Source organism: Olleya sp. HaHaR_3_96 (genome assembly GCF_019278545.1).
Classification (GTDB): domain Bacteria; phylum Bacteroidota; class Bacteroidia; order Flavobacteriales; family Flavobacteriaceae; genus Olleya.
Genome location: NZ_CP058987.1, coordinates 4,170,702 through 4,190,237 on the forward strand (window position 1 = coordinate 4,170,702; position 19,536 = coordinate 4,190,237).

Genomic DNA, 19,536 nt, shown 5'->3' on the forward strand with positions numbered 1-19,536 from the left:
AAGTTTTTAATTAACTTTTAGGGCGTTTTGCACCATACTTAGATCTACGTTGTGTTCTACCTGCAACACCTGCTGTGTCTAAAGCACCACGAACGATGTGATATCTAACTCCTGGTAAATCTTTTACCCTTCCACCTCTAACCAATACTATCGAGTGCTCTTGTAAATTGTGACCTTCTCCACCGATGTATGCATTTACTTCGTTACCGTTTGTCAAACGAACCCTTGCTACCTTACGCATTGCTGAGTTAGGTTTTTTAGGTGTCGTTGTATAAACACGAGTACACACACCACGTCTTTGAGGACACGAATCTAAAGCAGCCGATTTACTCTTCTTGGTTATTTTGGCTCTTCCTTTTCGTACTAATTGTGAAATTGTTGGCATATAATTCTGATATAATTTTATGTTACCTCTCTCTAAGAGGGGTGCAAATGTAGTGATTAAATTCAAGTAATCAAACCATAATGCATTAATTTTCAACAGAATTTAAAATTATTTTTATACCACATATAAATTAGTTACTTTTTTACGTTAGTTATACTTTTGACACTTAATTAGACAAACTTGCATTTTAAAAACTACATTACTGCTCTTGCACTACTCCTTTTTTCGCAAACAATTTGGTGTCAAGATTTACAACTCCGAATTACTGGTCTCAGCCCTGAAGAAAACGAAGCACTCTCTGATTACAATTATGACGTCACACATTCTTCATTAGAAACTTTAAAACAACATGTGTTTTCCTTTCAAAAACAACTAGCCAAAAACGGCTATACAAACAATGAATTGATTTCACTAAAATTGGGACAAGACTCGCTTTATCTCGCTCAAATTCATTTAAAAAATAAGATTGAAAAAATACTCCTATATATAGCCCCTCTTTTATTTACAAAAACTTACTTTTCAAAACTCCCCTTACCCGAAATAAAAAACGACTCTATCTCTATTCCTTATAATAAATTAGAACACGAACTTACCTTATATAACAAAATCATAAGCGCTTCAGGATTCCCCTTTTCCTCTGTCCAACTTATTGAGATAAAACAAAAAAACAGCACAACGCTTTCGGCTAAATTAATTATCTCAACACAGAATCAAAAAAGAAACTTAAATAAGATAACACTAAAAGGATACGAAAAATTCCCAAAATCGTTCCTAAAACGTTACTTAAAAATTAAACACAATACCGTATTTGATATTGAATCCATAAACAAAAAACTATTAGCTTTAAATAATTTAAGCTTTACTAGACAAACTAAAAGTCCTGAGGTTTTATTTACAAAAGATTCAACACAACTTTATCTTTATTTAGAAAAAACAATAAGTAATAACTTTGATGGATTTATTGGTTTTGCCACAAATGAAGACACTAATAAAATTGAATTTAATGGCTATTTGAATTTACTTTTATCAAACAACCTAAATTACGGAGAAAGTCTATACTTAGATTACAAAAGTGATGAAAGCGAACAGAAAAATTTAAATCTAATTGCCACTCTTCCTTATTTGTTTGGTTCTCCTCTAGGACTAGAAACAAGTCTTAACATAACAAAAAGAGATTCTACCTTTATTACCACAAAACAGAAAGCTAGTTTATTTTATCAACTTAATTACAAAAACACAATACACGGAGGAGTTGAAAATATAGCTTCCAGTAATTTATCGACTACAGATTTAAACAATGTCATTGATTATAATTCCATTTTTTACACTTTCAAATATCAATATTTCCAGCTTCAAAATAATGAAAAATTATTTCGGACTAAATCACAAGTAAAAATCGAATTGGGTTTAGGTAGTAGGAAAACAATTTCATCAAATGAAAAACAAAACAAAATAGATATAGATATGAGTCATATTTTTAATCTTAATACCACAAACAGTGTTTATATAAAAAGTATAATACAAATTATTGACTCAGAAAACTATTTAGAAAATGAACTTTTTACATTTGGAGGAATCAACAGTATTAGAGGTTTTGCCGAAAACAGTTTAACGGCTAACAACCTCTTTACTCTAAACACAGAATATCGGTATAAAATTAGTCCTAACATATTTGTAAATTCAGTGCTAGATTTCGCTAATTTTAAAAACAAAATATTGGATCAAAAAGAATCTCTTTACGGCTATGGTTTTGGATTTGGAATACTAACAAAAGGCGGCTTACTAAGGTTTATATATGCTAATGGCAAAACGGAGACCGACACTTTCAATCTCTCTAATTCTAAAATACACCTTAGTTTAAAAGCTGTTTTTTAACCTTAACTACAAAACCACTTCCAAGACATGTTAATTAAATATTAAAAAAAAACACATAAATATTGTTTTATTAACAAATTATAGTGATTTTTGGGATAGACTAATTTAATATATTAATATGAAAACAAATTTAAATCGATTTTTAACACTGTTTCTAGTGATGGTAGCCAGTCTATCATATGCTCAGGAACGAACAATCTCAGGAATGATTACTGATGAAAACGGCCTACCGCTACCTTCCGCAACAATTGTTGTTCAAGGGACTTCTGTTGGTAGTACGTCAGATTTTGATGGAAAGTATACTATCAAAGCTAGTAATGGTCAAGTATTAAACTTTAGCTATGTAGGTTATGATTCTGTTGACAAGACAGTAACATCATCTAGTACTCTAAATGTAAGCTTACAACCTGGCAATACTTTAGACGAAGTTGTTGTAACAGCCCTAGGTATTAAAAGAGAAAAGAAAAGTTTAGGTTATGCTACTCAAGAAGTAGGTGGTGAAGAAGTTTCTAAAATTAAATCTTCAAACTTTGTAAACTCTTTATCAGGTAAAGTAGCAGGTTTAGATGTAAAATCATCAGGAACTTTAGGAGGATCTACCAATGTAGTGATTAGAGGTAGTTCTTCTATTGCTGGAAACAACCAAGCTTTGTTTGTTATTGATGGTATTCCTGTTAACAATGGTAATTCAAATAGTGCTGACCAAAAATCTGGTCGTGGTGGTTATGATTACGGTAATGCAGCTTCAGATATTAACCCTGATGATATTGCCTCAATCAACGTTTTAAAAGGAGCTGCAGCAACTGCACTTTATGGTTCTAGAGCATCTAATGGTGTTGTAATGATCACAACTAAAAAAGGAAAAAAGAGAAAAGGTATTGGTGTAACTTTTAACTCAAGTTATACTGTTGGTCAAGCTGATTCTGAAACTTTACCTACTTATCAAAACAAATATGGTGCAGGTTACGGACCATATTACGAAGATCCTTCAGGTTATTTTGGATATGTAGACATCGATGGTGATGGAAACCCAGATTTAACTACTCCATTTACAGAAGATGCTTCTTATGGTGCAGCTTTTGATCCAACATTAGATGTTTTCCAATGGAATTCTATATACCCACAACTTGATACATATCAACAAGCTACACCATGGGTAGCTGGAGAAAACAATCCAAACTCTGTATGGAAAAGTGCAGCAACTAGAATTAACTCTGTCTCTCTTGACGGAGGTAATGATACAAGCTCATTCAGACTAGGTGTCACTAACATGTTACAAGAAGGAAACCTTCCAAATAGTGAAATCAAAAGAAATACTGTAAACTTTTCTGGATCTCACGATTTAACAGAAAAATTAACTGTATCTACAACATTTACTTATACTAAAACAAACGGTAAAGGTAGATATGGAACTGGTTACGATTCTAAAAACGTAATGCAAGCATTTAGACAATGGTTTCAAACTAATGTTGATTTTGGTGAACAAGAAGCGGCATACTTAGCAACAGGACAGAATATATCTTGGAACCCTACGTCTGCAACTAACTTAACTCCTCTTTATTCTGACAACCCATATTGGACGTTCTACGAAAATTATGAAACAGATCAAAGAAATAGATACTTTGGAAATTTTGCTTTAGATTATGAAATCAACGATTGGTTAAGCTTTTTAGGTAGATTTACTTTTGACACTTACTCTGAACTTCAAGAAGAAAGAACAGCAGTTGGTAGTAAAGATCCATCTGCATACAGCAGGTACAACAATAACGTAGCAGAATATAACTACGATTTTATCTTAACTGCAAACAAAAATCTTACGGAAAAATTAAACTTAGAAGGTAACATTGGTTTTAACCTAAGACGTAATGACAGAAATAGTATTTTTGCAGAAACTAACGGAGGGTTAAACTTAGCTGGATTATATGCATTATCTAATGGTGTAAACCCTATGAATGCGCCTACAGAGTATGACGCTACATCAAAGGTAGACGGCCTATATGCTAGAGCTAGTTTAGGTTACGATGGTTTTGCTTATTTAGAAGGAACATATAGAAGAGATAGATCTTCAACATTACCTATAGATAATAATACTTATGGATATTACTCTGTAGCTACTAGTTTAGTGTTCTCTAAATTTATCGACGCAGAATGGTTTTCATTCGGAAAGCTTAGCGCCAATTATGCAGAGGTAGGATCAGATACAACTCCTTATAATGTTTTTAACACTTATTTTATTGGAACACCTTACGATTCTACAGGTAGTGCAACTAACCCTGGTGCAAGAAACAATCTTAATCTTCTACCAGAAAGACAGGAAAACTATGAATTTGGTTTAGATACTCAATTTTTCAATAGAAGATTAGGTCTTAATGTATCTTACTACAACACACAAAACAAAGATCAAATTACAAGTGTACCAGTTTCAAACGCTACTGGTTATACGTCTGTTTTGTTAAATGCAGGTACTATTGAAAACAAAGGTTTGGAAGTACAATTAAATGTTACTCCTATTAAAACTGAAAACTTTAGTTGGGATGTAAGTCTTAACTGGGCTAAAAACAAAAGTGAGGTACTTTCATTAGCTGATGGTATTGACAACTTACAACTAGCATCTCTTCAAGGAGGTATATCTATAAACGCTACTCCTGGTCAACCTTACGGAGTTATTAGAGGTACTGATTTTGTATACCACGAAAATGGTCAAAAAGTGATTGATGCAAATGGATATTACGCAACATCTGCTACAAACAACGAAATAATTGGGGATATCAATCCTGAGTGGACTGCTGGTTTAAACAACAGTTTTAACTACAAAAACTTTAACTTAAGTTTCTTAATTGACATGCAAAAAGGAGGAGATGTATTTTCTCTTGATACGTGGTACGGTTATGCGACAGGATTATATGACTTTACAGCAGGAAATAACGAATTAGGAAACCCTGTTAGAAATCCTGTAACTAGTGGAGCTGATAGTGGTGGTGTACTTTTAGCTGGTGTACAAGCTGATGGAACAACAAATACAGTAAGAGGTGATGCAACTACTTTTTCTAACCCATGGGGTTATTCTAACACTCCAAACAGTGCACACGTTTACGATGCAGGTTTTGTTAAGTTAAGAGAAGCAAGTATCACATATAACTTTGACGATACAATTTTAAACAGCGTACCATTTACAGCTGCCTCTATCTCATTAATTGGAAGAAACTTATGGATTATTGATAAAAGTGTTCCTTATTCAGATCCAGAAGCTGGTTTAAGCTCAGGAAATGTTCAAGGATACCAATCTGGTGCCTACCCTACTATTAGAGAAATAGGAGCGTCTTTAAAGTTACAGTTCTAAAAATAAAAAAATTATGAAAAAAACATTTATAACAATATTATCAGTCATGACACTGTTCGCTTGCCAGACAGACGAACAATACGAAGACTTAAACAGGGATCCAAAAAATCCAACGCAAGTTGATGCTGAATTTTTATACAATTCTGCGACAAAAAGTTTGTTTGATCAAATGGCTAGTACAAATACAAACAGTAATGTTTTCAGATTACTAGGGCAATATTGGACAGGGACAACTTACACGGATGAAACGAACTACAACCTCGTAAACCGTAATATTCCGCAAACCCATTGGTCAGAAATGTACAGAGATGTATTATTAGATTTACAAACAGCTAAAAATCAATCAACATCTCCTGCAAGCATTGCACAAATTGATGTTTTAATGATTTACACTTGGCAACAAATGGTAGATACCTTTGGTGATATTCCTTACTCGGATGCATTAGGATTATCTACATTACCAGCATATGATGATGCTGAAACAATCTATTTAGATTTATTAGACAAAATAAATGCTGCCATTCCTAATTTAGTTGGAACAGGATTTACTACTGCTGATAAAATATATGGTGGAGATATGGTTGCTTGGAATAAATTTGCTAACTCTTTAAAGTTAAAATTAGGGATTCGTTTATCAGATTTCAATCCAGCATTATCGCAGTCTACTGTAGAATCTGCTTACGCTGCAGGAGTATTTACTTCTAATGCAGATAATGCATTATTCTCTTACGACTCTGCTCCTCCAAACACAAATCCATTATGGGTTGATTTAGTACAAACTGGTCGTACAGATTACGTTGCTGCTAACACATTAGTAGACGTAATGAATGGTCTATCTGACCCTAGAAGAGCAGCTTATTTTGATGAAAACATGGGTGCTGGAATATACGTAGGAGGGATTTATGGAGATAATAATTCTTTTGGAAGTTACACACATATTGCCGGTTACGATGATGGACTTGACTTACATGATCCAACATTTAAAGGTGTATTGTTAGACTTTTCTGAAGTCTCTTTTTACCTTGCTGAAGCAGGTCATAGAGCTTGGGCTGTAGGTGGTACTGCTGCAGATCATTACGCTAATGGTATTACAGCTTCTTTTGACTATTGGGGTGCTCCAGGAGCAGCAGCTTATTTAGCTGATCCTAGTGTTGCTTATGCTACAGCTAGTGGAGATTGGAGACAAAAAATTGGAACTCAATTTTGGTTAGCAATGTACAATAGAGGTTTTGAAGGATGGACTGTTTGGAGAAAATATGACAATCCAACATTCAACCTACCTGCTGTAACAAGTAATCCTGTTCCAACGAGATACACATATCCTGTAAATGAACAAAACTTGAATGAAGCAAACTGGACTGCAGCTTCTACTGCAATCGGGGGAGATACTCAAACAACAAAATTATTTTGGGATGTGAACTAATAGTTCTATCTAAATAATTTATAAAAACCTCATAAGCCTGTCTTATGAGGTTTTTTTTGTTTTAGAAAAAAAAATAAAATAAAATTTTATTAATCACCAAATTGAGATAAAACATTTAATAATATCTTAACATTTGGAAGCAATAATAACAAACCATTGAAAACACAGACAGCTTATTTTTAACAAATAATTCACATTACACCCTACTAATCAATTTATTATAAAACGATGCGCTACACTAGTACGTAGAAAGCCCGTTAAAAAATGATGCAATTCATATATAGCAAGACAACAACGCAATAATTGAATATATGCAAACACTACGCTCAAAACGTTGCATAATTCGCTCCTATAAATCAAATATTATGACGAAAAAGTTGTTTTATTAAGTTTTTATTATGATTTTTGGCTCAGACTAATTCAAATAAAAATAAAAATGAAAACAAAGTTTAGTGGAATTTTAACGCTATTTCTAGCGTTTGTTGTGCAAATAACGTTTGCACAGGACAAAACAATTTCAGGAGTCGTTTCAGACGAAAATGGTTTACCATTACCGTCAGCTACAATAATAGTAGTCGGAACTTCAAATGGAGCATCAACAAATTTTGATGGTACTTACTCTATAAAAGCGAAAGCTGGAGATAAGCTACAATACAGTTATGTTGGTTACAGTAACAATCAAGTTACAGTTGGTAGTAGCAATACGATCAATATCTCATTATCGCCTGATAATACTTTAGATGAAGTAGTGATTGTTGCGGCCTACGATGTTAGACGTACAAAGAAAACAACTACATCAGCAATACAAACTGTATCGTCAGAGACCATTTCAGGAAGACCAAATGCGTCTTTAGTCCAAACATTACAAGGACAAGCTGCTGGTTTAAACATTACTACTAACTCAGGTCAGCCTGGAGGAGATAGTGAAATTAACTTAAGAGGGGTTGGATCAATCTCGGGAAAAACGGAACCTTTATTTATAATGGACGGAATTCCAATTGATCAAGATAACTTTAGAAGTTTAAATCCTAATGAAATTGCATCTGTATCTGTACTAAAAGATGCTGGAGCAACCTCAATTTATGGAAATAGAGGAGCAAATGGTGTAATTATCATTACAACAAAAAGAGGAAAGAAAAATAGTCCTTTAGAAATCACTTATACCGGTATTACAAGTGTATCGGAATTACAAGGTAATGACTACGATTTAATGAACTCTAAACAACAATTACTTTTAGAAAGAGCAGTTGGAAGTGGTAGAGGGGCTACTATTGGAGATGCAGAAATTGATGCTATTTCTAAATTTGCAAATACAGAATGGATCGATGTTTTCTTCAGAACTGCTTTAACACAAAACCATACAATAGGTATTACTTCAGGTGGAGAAAATTCTAACTCTTTTACATCTATAGGTTATTATGACACACAAGGAATATTAAAACAAAGTGGATTACAACGTTTTAACCTTAGAAGCAACATCAACGGTAATTCTCAAAACGATAGATTTAATTATGGGACTTCTTTGTCTCTTAACTTTTCTAAAAATGAAGAGCCAAACAATATTGGAGAAGGCGCCGTTAACCGTAACTATGTTTTAGGAGCTTATCAATCGTTACCTTACAGATCTCCATCTGAATACACAGTAGGAGCTGGGGGTGATTTAGCCGGTACATTTGTAAATACACCGTTATTATTATTAGATAGATTAGCCACTTTTGACCGTAGTGAAAATGAAATCAAAATATTAGCTAGTGTAAACGCTGGTTATAAATTAACAGAGAAATTATCAGTTAACACGAGAATAAGTGCTGACTTTACTGATGAACAAACTATCGCTGCTGAAGGTCCTGATGGATTTAACTCTCAATTCTTTGCTGGAGTTGGAGAAGATTTCCCTGGTAGAGTAGATCAGCAATCTACAAGAACAATATCTGTAGATATAGTAAACTCTCTAAATTACGCTACTAAAATTGGTGAAAAGCATACATTAGATGCTGGAGTATACATGGAATACTACAAAGCGCATTTAAGAGCTTTTGGATTTAGATCAAATGGTTTAGACCCAAAAACATGGTATGCTGGTGACGGAAGTGGATTTGTTGATGATAATGGAGATAACGACTTCTATGTAGACGACGTTAATGCTGCTTACAACAATGCAGGTTTATTCTCTTACTTTGCAAACGTTGATTACGATTTTGACAGTAAATATGGTTTCGGAATTACAGGACGTAGAGATGCTTCTTATAGATTTAGCGACTCAAACAAATGGGGTACATTTTATGCTGTTTCTGGACGTTGGAATATCGACCAAGAATCATTTATGGAAGGATCTAAATTTAACATGTTAAAACTAAGAGGATCTTACGGTACTTCAGGGAATCAAGATATAGCAGGAATAACTGGCCAATTTGCAGACTTTAGTGCAAACACTTTGACTCAAAATTTATTTGCTACAGGTTCTGGTTACGGAAATCAAAACTCAATTGTACAATCACAAATTGCTAATCCTGACTTAAAGTGGGAAACTACAACACAAGCAAATATTGGTGTAGATTTTGAAGTATTTAATTCAAGATTAAGAGGTACAGTAGATGTTTATAAAAAAGATACTGACGATGTATTTCAATTCCAACCAGCATCTGCTTATACTGGTACAGTAGGACAATCTGTAAACGCAGGTAGCTTAGTTAATAAAGGTGTTGATTTAAGCTTAGGATATGATCTATTAAAAAGTGATGAAGGTTTAAATCTTACTCTAAACTTTGTAGGTAACTATAACAAATCGGAACGTTACGGTGCTCAAGACACTACAATCGAAGAAGGAGGGAAATTATTTCAGTATTACGAAATCAGATATGCTGGAGTCAACCCTGCTAATGGTAACCTATTATTCTTAGATGCTAACGGTGACTTAACAGAAACACCTGATGAAGATACTGATAGAGTATTTACAGGTAAAAATAGATTCCCTGACTACCAAGGAAGTTTCGGATTTGAAGCAGACTACAAAGGGTTTTACGTCTCTACACAATTTAACTACGTAATTGGTGCCGACAGATTTGATTTCAATTATTCTGGATTTGTGGACCCAAGTAATGTAGGTAGTTTTAGAAGTTCTAACGATCTTACTAGAGCATGGACACCAAATAACAGATATACAGATATCCCTTCTCTTACAGCTACTAACCTAAACTTTTCAGGAGATCGTTTTTTACAAAGTGCTGATTACTTAAGATTAAGATTTCTTAGTTTTGGATATAACTTCGATAGAAAAGTCCTAAACAAAATGAACTTGAAAACATTAAGATTGTTTGCTAACGCAGAAAACTTCTTAACAATTACAGGATGGAGAGGTGATGATGCAGAAGGTATTGGAGCAACTCAAAACAATTACCCTACGCCAAAAACATTTTCAATAGGTTTAGAATTAGGTATTTAAAAAAAAACAAAAATGAAGAAAATAAATAAATTTTACGCGATACTTTTAGCGTTGATTACCTTTGCTTGTAACGATGCTATAGACATAGAACAACCAGGACTGTTATTATCTGAAAATGCTTTTCAAAGTGTTGACGATTTACAGGCAGGTTTATATGGTGCCTATAATGGCTTTGACTATACAGGAGAAATATTGTTTAACGGTATTTACACTGATGAATTAGCCTTAGGGTTAAATAATGGAGGTCAAAATGCTAGTGAGTATGATTTGGTTTTAACACCTGCAAGTGTATTTCCTGTAGTAATTTGGACCAAATACTACATAGCGCTTGCCAACGTTAACCGACTAATAGAAGCTTCAGGTAGCATTCAACCCGAAGATGGTGAATTAGACACATACAATTTAATATTAGGACAAGCTTATGCTTTAAGAGCATTTGCTCACTTCCAATTACAAACATATTATACTACTGACTATACTGATGATTCAGCTATGGGAGTTATTGCTTTAAACTATGTTCCTGAAATTGGAGAACAATTATCAAGAAACACTAATGGAGAAGTATTTTCTTTTATTGAATCTGACTTAGTATTAGCTAATAACTTACTAGATAATAGTTCTACAGATCCTACCTTTATTAATAAGGATTTTGTAAAAGCACTTTCTGCTAGAATGGCTGCCTATAGAGGTAATTATACAGTAGCTGCAACGTTAGCTTCAGAATTATTAGCTGACTACCCAATTGCTAGCTCTGCTGATTACTTTAACATCTGGGAAGATACTAGTAATGCTGAAATTATCTTCAAATTAGAAAGAACAGCTAACGACTCTTATGATGCGCAAGAAACAGGAAGTGGAGGTACTGCTGGGAGTTTATTTGCTTTTGCGAATAGTACCATTGATGGTTCTCCTTACATGGAAATGGACCGTCACTTATTTAACGAATTAAGCACTGCAGATATCAGATCTTCTCGTTATATAGACCCTACATCTGTTATATCTCCAGACTACCAAAATTCTCTAGATTATAAAAGTGAAGATATTTTAGTAATTAGAAAATACCCTGGATCTGAAACTGTAAACTTAATGAATGATTTAAAAGTTTTTAGATCTGCTGAAATGTTATTTATTATGGCTGAAGCTGCTGCAGAAAACAATCAATTAGTTGATGTCGCTACTCTAATTAAGCAATTAAGAGATGCAAGATTTGGATCTGCTCAACCTTTACCAGTTTATGCTACTCAAACAGAAGCTTTCGGTGCAATATTAGACGAAAGAAGATTAGAGCTTGCTTATGAAGGTCATAGATGGGTAGATATTAAAAGACTTGGTGCAAAAGGTAACAGAACTTTAGACAGAGAGCCTTTAGACTGTGCATTGGCAAATGCTGTCGAATGCAGTATGCCAAATACAGATAAAAGATTTACAATGCCAATTCCATTAAATGAAATTGATATAAATCCTTTACTAGCTCAAAACCCTGGATACTAATTCTAATACAAAACAAAAATGAAAAACATAAGAAAAATATTAACACTGTCATTGGTCGCTTTTAGTTTCTTCGCTTGTGAAGAAAATGAAAACGTAACATATGACGGATCACTAACTGGTGTAGGATTTACATCAGCAACAACATCTGCTATTGTACCATCTGAAGGAACAACAGTAACTGTAGAGGCACAAGTCACTAACCTGTCGGAATCTGCAAGAACGTTTAATGTAACGGTTGACATGGACGCTACAACAGCTCCTTCAGCAAGTAATTATTCATTTGGAACTATAACAATTCCAGCTAACTCGTTTGAAGGTACACTAGATGTAGCCCTTAACGATACTGATTTAGTTGATATGGTGTCATACGATTTAGTATTAAAACTAGATTTAAATCAAGGTATCGGAGTTGTAGGGTCAGAAATAACGACTATTAAATTTAACAAATATTTGATTTGTAATGATATAATCTTAACATTAAATGAGGACGCATATGCCGACGAAAGAAATTGGAACATTACTGACAGCTCAGGTGCTATTGTAGTACAATGTTCTGACTACGGAGATTGCCCAACTGGTGCTGCTTCTGGAACAATTGCTGCAGCACAGTATGTTTACGCTTTTACTTTACCTGACGGCTGCTACACATTTAACATAACAGATGTATTTGCTGATGGACAATTTGATACTAATATCACTGGAGATTATTCTTTAGACTGTTCTATTATTAATCATGCTTCTGGTTCAGGAAACTGGGGAGCCTCAGAATCAACTGATTTTTGCGTTAACCCATAATAAAATAAAAAGATGAAAAATATAAAACATATACTTTCAATATTCACTATCTGCCTATTTATAGTTGGCTGTGATAGTGATGACAATAAATTAACAGGTGGTAACTCTGATTCTGGATGGGTTGAATTTGATTCTAGCGGATCTACAGCACTTGATGATGCCGAAGTAGCATTACCTTATTCTCTGCCTTATGGTACGAATGTAAATGGATTAGAAATAAGTTACAAAGTAGAATTAGTAAATGGTGATTTCCCAAGTGAAAATTTAGGTACATTTACTACAACTTTAGATGAAGGTCAAACTACTGGAAACATAATGTTCCAACTAGTATCCAATGAAACTGCTGGTTATGAGTTACTGTTTACATTACTTACCTCTAGTAATCCTGAGTATCCAATTGGATTATCAGACGGTAGCCAACAAATAACACACACGCTGACTGTTAATTGTACTACTAAATTGAAAGTACCTACCGCAGCATTTACAGGAGACTACGCTATTACAACATCTCCACTAAGTCCATTTGGAGAAACCATATTTAATGACCAAACTGTAACACTTACTGGTACAGGGAGTGAAAGACAATTTAGCGTTGTTTATTTAGCCGATTTAGGTGTTGGACAACCAGCTATGGATTTTGTATTTAGTTTTCAAACGTGTCAAACGATCTTGGTAAACGAATCTCAAGTAACTAATCTAGCTTGTTCAGATATTGAGGCATTATTAGGGCCTGACACATCAAGTGCAGGTAGTTATCTTGAAAATGATGATAGTTCACTTACTATTTCTGCTACTGAGTTTTATGCACCAGCATGTGGCGTAGACGCGCCAGTACCTTTTACAATAACCTTAACAAAGTTATAATAATAGTAATATTATATAGTTTTAAAAGAGCCTGCAATTTGCAGGCTCTTTTTTTATACCTTTACCTCATGGAAAAAACAACTCAAATATTTGGCCTTAGAGCTATTATTGAAGCTCTAAATGCGGGAGAACATGTGGACAAAGTCTTTTTACAGAAAGGACTTAAAGGCGACTTATTTCAAGAACTAGAAACAGTTCTAAAAAGTAAAAGGGTGAACTGTTCTTATGTACCTGTTGAAAAATTGAACCGATTAACAAAAAACAATCATCAAGGTGCTGTTGCACAAATAAGCCCTGTAAAGTTTTATGACATTGAAGAGCTTTATGAATTGGTTTCAGCCAAAACTAAAACACCTCTTTTTTTATTGCTAGATCAATTAAGTGATGTTAGAAACTTTGGTGCCATAATCCGCACTGCAGAATGCACAGGTGTCGATGGAATAATAATACAAAGTAAAGGCGCTGCTCCTGTAAATGGAGACACGATTAAAACTAGTGCTGGTGCTGTATTTAAAGTACCATTATGCAGAGTTGATCATATTAAAGACGCCGTTTTCTTTTTACAGTCATCGGGCATAAAAGTAATTGCAGCTACAGAAAAAACAGACAACACGCTGTATGATGTCTCTTTTAAAGAACCTTGTGCGATAATAATGGGATCTGAAGGACGCGGTATTAATCCTTCTATTTTAAAAATAGCAAATGAAAAAGCTAAATTGCCTTTATTAGGGGAAATAGAATCGTTAAATGTAAGCGTAGCTTGCGGCGCATTTCTATACGAAGCGGTTAGACAACGTTTATAGTTCTTTATTTTCTTTAAAAGTATAAGTAATAGTTAAAGGTAGAGTTACTTCTGGAAGAGTACTTTCGGGTAGCTCCTCCTCTACTATGGTTTCTATAAAATTACCGTTTTCATCAAAATGCTGTAAAAACACATCATTTTCTTCATTATAATCAGGGTCTTCCCAGACATATCGTTTAGGCTTAGTTATTTGTTTTTTAAATACCATAGCAAACAATAGTCCTACCAATAATCCGCTTAAATGCCCCTCCCAAGAGATGCCTTCCTCAAGTGGTAGTGTATTCCAAATCATACTTCCGTACAAAAAAGCAACTAATAAAGACAATGCAATAAGCCTATAGTGTTTTGCAAAAACACCTTTAAAAAAAATAAAGCTTGCTAAAACATATATCAGTCCACTAGCTCCAATATGATATGACGGTCTACCAATACACCACGTTAAAAAACCCGATAATATAATACCATAAATTAATATTTTAAACGCTATTGGTCTATAAAAATAAAAAAGTGCTGTGCTTAATACAAATAGCGGAATAGTATTATGCCATAAATGTTCTATTCCAGAATGGATAAACGGACTAAAAACGACACCTATTAGACCTGAGGGTTTTTGAGGGTAAACACCTAAAAAATTTAATGAAAACCCAAATCTAATTTCTATGGCAAATATTAACCATAGCAACATTATAAATGCTATTGGATAAGCTACAACGTCTAAAGTAAACTGAAAAGGTTCTTGCTGTTTCATTGTTAATAAATATAGCAAATAGTTATCCAATTTTATTGTAATGTAATAATGTCAGTCAGTTACGGCGTGAGGGATGGATCGTTATGTTTGAAATCCTTTTTGCCTAAGCAAAAAGATTGAGTAGTGACAGCCCGACTATTTTGTGAAGAATGAACAAAAAAGGCACGCCAACCAAAAAAATAATTTAATTTTACATTATGAACACGCCTTTAGCCGAAAGATTACGTCCACAAACTTTAGATGACTATATTAGTCAGTCGCATTTAGTGGGGCCCAACGGAACATTAACCAAACATATCCAACAAGGTCTTATACCCAGTATGATACTTTGGGGGCCACCTGGTATTGGAAAAACAACTTTGGCTAATATTATTGCAACCACATCAAAACGGCCTTTTTACACTTTGAGTGCTATTAGCTCTGGTGTTAAAGATGTCCGTGAAGTTATTGATAAGGCTAAAAATAGTGGCGGACTGTTCACTGCTAAAAATCCAATTTTATTTATTGACGAGATTCATCGTTTTAGCAAATCACAACAAGATAGTTTACTACAAGCTGTAGAAAAAGGTTGGGTGACTTTGATTGGAGCGACCACTGAAAATCCAAGTTTTGAAGTCATTTCTGCTCTATTGTCAAGGTGTCAGGTTTATATTTTAAAAGCGTTTGAAAAAACAGACTTAGAGAACCTTTTAAAGCGAGCTATTGCAAAAGATGAGTACTTGTCTCAAAAAAACATAAAACTTAAAGAAACCGCCGCATTATTACGTCTTTCTGGAGGTGATGCTAGAAAATTATTAAATATTTTTGAGTTGGTGGTTAATAGTGAAACTGAAGAACCTATTACTATCACGGATGCTATGGTTTTTGATAAAGTACAGAATAATACAGTACGTTATGATAAAACCGGAGAACAGCATTACGACATTGTATCCGCTTTTATAAAATCCATTAGAGGTAGCGATCCTAATGCTGCTGTATATTATTTAGCTAGAATGGTTGAAGGTGGTGAGGATGTTAAATTTATTGCTAGACGTTTACTAATATTAGCTAGTGAGGATATTGGTAACGCTAATCCAACCGCTTTAGTTATGGCAAACACAACGTTTCAAGCAGTGAGTACTATTGGTTACCCTGAATCTAGAATTATCTTAAGTCAGTGTGCAACCTATCTAGCATGCTCTCCAAAAAGTAACGCTGCTTATATGGCCATAAATCACGCACAACAATTGGTAAAACAAACTGGAGATTTAAGCGTGCCATTAAATATTAGAAATGCGCCCACAAAATTAATGAAAGAGATTGGTTACGGCGAAGACTATAAATACAGTCATAACTACGCCAACAATTTTGTTAGTCAGGAGTTTATGCCAAAAGAAGTTAGTCATACTAAATTATACGAACCTGGTAATAATGCAAGGGAAAATGCCCAACGTGACTTTTTAAAGTCTCGATGGAAAGAAAAATATGGGTACTAGAATGTAATCTCTATATTTTTCACTTTAAGATTATCATTAATATACTCCGCTAAGACCCACTGGCTATTCATTTTATAGACTACTGCTTCTGAGCCTTTTACAAAATAAACATCTTCTTTTCCAGAGTATAAAATGGTGTATACCGTGGTATTACTATTATTTTTTAAATGATAACTAACAACAGAACCTGAAATTAAATCGGCTGTATACACCTCTTTTCCAGACACCTGTGAGGACACGTCATTAGGCGTTGTATTTACTAGCAAGTTAGGTGTACTTACATCAGATTTAACTATTGTATCCGGTTTATCTTTTTGTACCACATCATTTTGAGCAACTGTTTTCTCCTTGTAATTATGCGTAAAGGTTTGAAACGTTTTAATAGTGTTACGCAAAGCGACATTATAAGCAACTTTATATATTTTATCTCTAGAAACACCTTCTTCAGAAGTAAATACACTTTCGTTTTTACAATTCCTAAAACTGATTTTTAACTTCGTTTTAAACATACTGCTATCTTCAGTAACATCCGCATACACCACTAAACATCCATTATTTGCAGCATCTTCTGGCAAGTCTTCCGAATCTAGAAAAACAATAAAATTCTGTTTCTGCAATAAAAACTGAGTTAATCCATTTAATTGATAATCATTAGCTTTTTTTTGACAAGAAAACTGTTCTGGTACCACAATATATTTGTAATCATTTAATTGTTTTTGAGCATTTAAAGTGATTGAAAAACTAAGTAAAAAAAGGAATGCTAAGACTATTTTATGTTGAAATTTCATGAGATTACAAATATTTTTTAATGTCTATTAAATGATCGATAAATTTTATTTCTGGCTGTTTGTCTACTTTATGATAGTTAAAGCAGATAGCATCCAATCCAATATTTAATGCACCTAAGATGTCTGCTTCATAATTATCACCAATCATTATACTATTTTGAGTTTCGGCTTTAGCCAAATTTAAAGCAAAATTAAATATATCTGGATTGGGCTTTTTTACTCCTGCCGTCTCAGCACTTGTTACTGTATCAAAGTAATGGTCCAATTTTGATGATTTCAATTTATTGTTTTGTGCCTCTTTAAACCCATTGGTAATAATATGTAATTTGTATTTAGGCTTTAGATAATCTAAAATCTCAAAGGTGCCATCAAAAACATGATTAAAACTAGACAAATAAGTAATGTAATCCTCAGATAATTGATTGATCACCTGGTCTTCCACTATAAATTCTAAAGCATCAAAAGTTTCTTTTAATCTGCTATACCTTAAATTCTCTTTGGAAACTTTTTCATCTCTATATAATTTCCAATACTTTAAATTTATAGGCTCATACAGTTTTAAAAAATCTACCAGAGTAGCGTTAACTTCATGTTTTTTGAAGATAAACTCAAAGGTTAATGCTGAATTTTTATCAAAATCCCACAGTGTATGGTCTAAATCAAAAAAGATATGTTCTACTTTATTTCTTTTTGGCATCCAATATTATATTAAATAGTGATTTAAAATGTTTCCAGCGATCTTGCTTACTAAACGTATAATTATGAAATACAGGTACAAACGTGCCATTTACCTTTTTTATTGTATTTATAAGTCTATTAAGTGCCTGCTCTTTATCTAACAGCGAACTATATTTTAAAAAAGCAAAATCTATAGCTTGATATGGCACCACTTTAAGTGGTGTTTGCACTTCAAAATCTAAGTCATAAAACAAAAAAGGTGTACACGTGCCTGCTCTAAACCCCAAATGATTAACATAACCCATAGTATAATCTTCAGGTATTTCTAACTCGACTAAATTACGATAAGACTCTGGTAGATTAACTTTAGAAAACGATTGTCTAGACCCAAGGATAGCATTATTAATAATCGCTTCCATCCTACTCTTTTCTTCTTTAAGCAACTCTATATCTGTTAACGCAAAAAAAGAAATTTTAATACCTACTTGACAATAATCTGCAACGTGTTTTATTAACGACACAAATTTTTGTTTTTGAGGATTTATATTTTTATCATAGGTCGAAAAATCTCCTAATAAAAAGAAAAATACAAATTTATACTTGGAAGATTTTTGTTTATTTATAATATACTTATAAGTATCGTACGGATCACGTTTAAAACCAGATAATACGGAGTAGCGCTGATACAAACGTTTAAATCTAAAAGTCAAAACATCTATAAAAGTACCACTTAGAGTACGCATCATTCCTTTTAATTTATACTCGTAAGCAACTGGGACATCAATGACAGGTATGACATTATATTGTTGCTTGGTAAACTGATAATCAGGATAATTATTCTCTAAAAGCTTTTTAAATTTATAGGCCCAAATATCAACTACTGGTTGGTCTAAAAAGTTGTTTTTAAACGCCATACTTTCTTGTGCTGTAAAACGACCATAATCATCTTTTACATGAGGTAAGTACTCTTCATATCTACTGATCAAGTAAAAAGATGCTGCAAAAATATCAAAAGGCATGGCACTTTTTTCTCCTGCAGGAAAAAAACATTTAGTGTCTTCCCAAGGCAAAACGGAAATTTCTATATCTGACAAACCTTGTTCAAATAAGAACTCACTACTACGTATAAAAATTTCGTTACCTAAAGGTTGTCTTGTATACGACATCTTTAAACTATCGTGCGCGATAAACTCCTCAATAGTTGTTGTAAAACTAACCGGTAAGCCCAAAATCCTAGTACAAATTTGCTTAAAAACATATTTGATTCTAGGGGTTATTTTATGTGTGTAAACTAAAAGCATTTTTTACGTAAGCAGGGATAGGTATGCACTGAATTATCTAGTGACTCAAAAATAGGACTTTCAAAAAGTAAAACATCAAATTATAACTATAAAATTGAATAAATTGCTCCTAACCTTTTGCCTTTAAAT

General features: G+C 33.5%; 14 protein-coding genes. 9 read left to right on the forward strand and 5 right to left on the reverse strand.

Annotation, left to right across the window (positions count from 1 at the left end; translation table 11 throughout):
* Nucleotides 1-10: 10 nt before the first annotated feature.
* A complete protein-coding gene (rpsL, locus tag H0I26_RS18535; RefSeq protein WP_028283866.1) occupies nucleotides 11-385 on the reverse strand; it encodes a 30S ribosomal protein S12 in 375 nt (124 codons plus the stop codon).
* 180 nt (nucleotides 386-565) lie between these two features.
* On the opposite strand from rpsL, the gene H0I26_RS18540 reads away from it, so the two are divergent.
* From H0I26_RS18540 to rlmB, 8 genes are all read left to right on the forward strand, one after another.
* The gene (locus H0I26_RS18540) at nucleotides 566-2,260 is read left to right on the forward strand and encodes an outer membrane protein assembly factor (RefSeq protein ID WP_218700327.1); all 1,695 of its coding nucleotides are present in this window, start codon (nucleotides 566-568) and stop codon (nucleotides 2,258-2,260) included.
* Nucleotides 2,261-2,378: 118 nt separating this feature from the next.
* Entirely contained in the window at nucleotides 2,379-5,600 is a 3,222-nt protein-coding gene (locus H0I26_RS18545) for a SusC/RagA family TonB-linked outer membrane protein (RefSeq protein ID WP_218700328.1), read from the forward strand.
* 13 nt (nucleotides 5,601-5,613) lie between these two features.
* Complete coding sequence (locus H0I26_RS18550; protein ID WP_218700329.1) at nucleotides 5,614-7,023, forward strand: SusD/RagB family nutrient-binding outer membrane lipoprotein; 1,410 nt, start codon at nucleotides 5,614-5,616, stop codon at nucleotides 7,021-7,023.
* A 436-nt stretch (nucleotides 7,024-7,459) separates the two neighbouring features.
* On the forward strand, nucleotides 7,460-10,465 hold the full coding sequence (locus tag H0I26_RS18555) for a SusC/RagA family TonB-linked outer membrane protein (RefSeq protein ID WP_218700330.1): 3,006 nt from the start codon (nucleotides 7,460-7,462) through the stop codon (nucleotides 10,463-10,465).
* 12 nt (nucleotides 10,466-10,477) lie between these two features.
* A complete protein-coding gene (locus H0I26_RS18560) occupies nucleotides 10,478-11,956 on the forward strand; it encodes a RagB/SusD family nutrient uptake outer membrane protein (RefSeq protein ID WP_218700331.1) in 1,479 nt (492 codons plus the stop codon).
* Between the two features lie 18 nt (nucleotides 11,957-11,974).
* Entirely contained in the window at nucleotides 11,975-12,751 is a 777-nt protein-coding gene (locus tag H0I26_RS18565) for a DUF4843 domain-containing protein (protein ID WP_218700332.1), read from the forward strand.
* Nucleotides 12,752-12,763: 12 nt separating this feature from the next.
* A complete protein-coding gene (locus H0I26_RS18570) occupies nucleotides 12,764-13,615 on the forward strand; it encodes a hypothetical protein (protein ID WP_218700333.1) in 852 nt (283 codons plus the stop codon).
* 68 nt (nucleotides 13,616-13,683) lie between these two features.
* A complete protein-coding gene (gene rlmB / locus H0I26_RS18575) occupies nucleotides 13,684-14,418 on the forward strand; it encodes a 23S rRNA (guanosine(2251)-2'-O)-methyltransferase RlmB (RefSeq protein WP_218700334.1) in 735 nt (244 codons plus the stop codon).
* Here rlmB and H0I26_RS18580 read toward each other — a convergent pair.
* Entirely contained in the window at nucleotides 14,413-15,165 is a 753-nt protein-coding gene (locus H0I26_RS18580; protein ID WP_218700335.1) for a rhomboid family intramembrane serine protease, read from the reverse strand. The genes rlmB and H0I26_RS18580 overlap by 6 nt on opposite strands.
* A 197-nt stretch (nucleotides 15,166-15,362) precedes the next feature.
* Between H0I26_RS18580 and H0I26_RS18585 the strand changes: the two genes are divergently transcribed.
* Nucleotides 15,363-16,640 (forward strand): replication-associated recombination protein A, encoded by a 1,278-nt coding sequence (locus H0I26_RS18585; protein WP_218700336.1) that lies wholly within the window; start codon nucleotides 15,363-15,365, stop codon nucleotides 16,638-16,640.
* On the opposite strand, the gene H0I26_RS18590 is transcribed toward H0I26_RS18585, so the two are convergent.
* Genes H0I26_RS18590 through H0I26_RS18600 form a run of 3 tightly spaced genes read right to left on the reverse strand, consistent with a single transcriptional unit; the run spans nucleotide 16,637 to nucleotide 19,407 of the window.
* Nucleotides 16,637-17,428: a hypothetical protein gene (locus H0I26_RS18590; protein ID WP_218700337.1), complete on the reverse strand. Its 792-nt coding sequence runs from the start codon at nucleotides 17,426-17,428 to the stop codon at nucleotides 16,637-16,639. The two genes, H0I26_RS18585 and H0I26_RS18590, sit on opposite strands and share 4 nt — an antisense overlap.
* A 4-nt stretch (nucleotides 17,429-17,432) precedes the next feature.
* A complete protein-coding gene (locus H0I26_RS18595; RefSeq protein ID WP_218700338.1) occupies nucleotides 17,433-18,125 on the reverse strand; it encodes a YjjG family noncanonical pyrimidine nucleotidase in 693 nt (230 codons plus the stop codon).
* Entirely contained in the window at nucleotides 18,109-19,407 is a 1,299-nt protein-coding gene (locus tag H0I26_RS18600) for a polysaccharide deacetylase family protein (protein ID WP_218700339.1), read from the reverse strand. The genes H0I26_RS18595 and H0I26_RS18600 overlap by 17 nt, the downstream gene beginning before the upstream one ends.
* Nucleotides 19,408-19,536 lie beyond the last annotated feature (129 nt).

What these genes read in the sequence shown, in the direction of transcription:
- rpsL (WP_028283866.1), bottom strand. Translation starts at nt 385, where the DNA reads ATGCCAACAATTTCACAATTAGTACGAAAAGGAAGAGCCAAAATAACC.
- H0I26_RS18545 (WP_218700328.1), top strand. Translation starts at nt 2,379, where the DNA reads ATGAAAACAAATTTAAATCGATTTTTAACACTGTTTCTAGTGATGGTA.
- H0I26_RS18550 (WP_218700329.1), top strand. Translation starts at nt 5,614, where the DNA reads ATGAAAAAAACATTTATAACAATATTATCAGTCATGACACTGTTCGCT.
- H0I26_RS18555 (WP_218700330.1), top strand. Translation starts at nt 7,460, where the DNA reads ATGAAAACAAAGTTTAGTGGAATTTTAACGCTATTTCTAGCGTTTGTT.
- H0I26_RS18560 (WP_218700331.1), top strand. Translation starts at nt 10,478, where the DNA reads ATGAAGAAAATAAATAAATTTTACGCGATACTTTTAGCGTTGATTACC.
- H0I26_RS18565 (WP_218700332.1), top strand. Translation starts at nt 11,975, where the DNA reads ATGAAAAACATAAGAAAAATATTAACACTGTCATTGGTCGCTTTTAGT.
- H0I26_RS18570 (WP_218700333.1), top strand. Translation starts at nt 12,764, where the DNA reads ATGAAAAATATAAAACATATACTTTCAATATTCACTATCTGCCTATTT.
- rlmB (WP_218700334.1), top strand. Translation starts at nt 13,684, where the DNA reads ATGGAAAAAACAACTCAAATATTTGGCCTTAGAGCTATTATTGAAGCT.
- H0I26_RS18580 (WP_218700335.1), bottom strand. Translation starts at nt 15,165, where the DNA reads ATGAAACAGCAAGAACCTTTTCAGTTTACTTTAGACGTTGTAGCTTAT.
- H0I26_RS18585 (WP_218700336.1), top strand. Translation starts at nt 15,363, where the DNA reads ATGAACACGCCTTTAGCCGAAAGATTACGTCCACAAACTTTAGATGAC.
- H0I26_RS18590 (WP_218700337.1), bottom strand. Translation starts at nt 17,428, where the DNA reads ATGAAATTTCAACATAAAATAGTCTTAGCATTCCTTTTTTTACTTAGT.
- H0I26_RS18595 (WP_218700338.1), bottom strand. Translation starts at nt 18,125, where the DNA reads ATGCCAAAAAGAAATAAAGTAGAACATATCTTTTTTGATTTAGACCAT.
- H0I26_RS18600 (WP_218700339.1), bottom strand. Translation starts at nt 19,407, where the DNA reads ATGCTTTTAGTTTACACACATAAAATAACCCCTAGAATCAAATATGTT.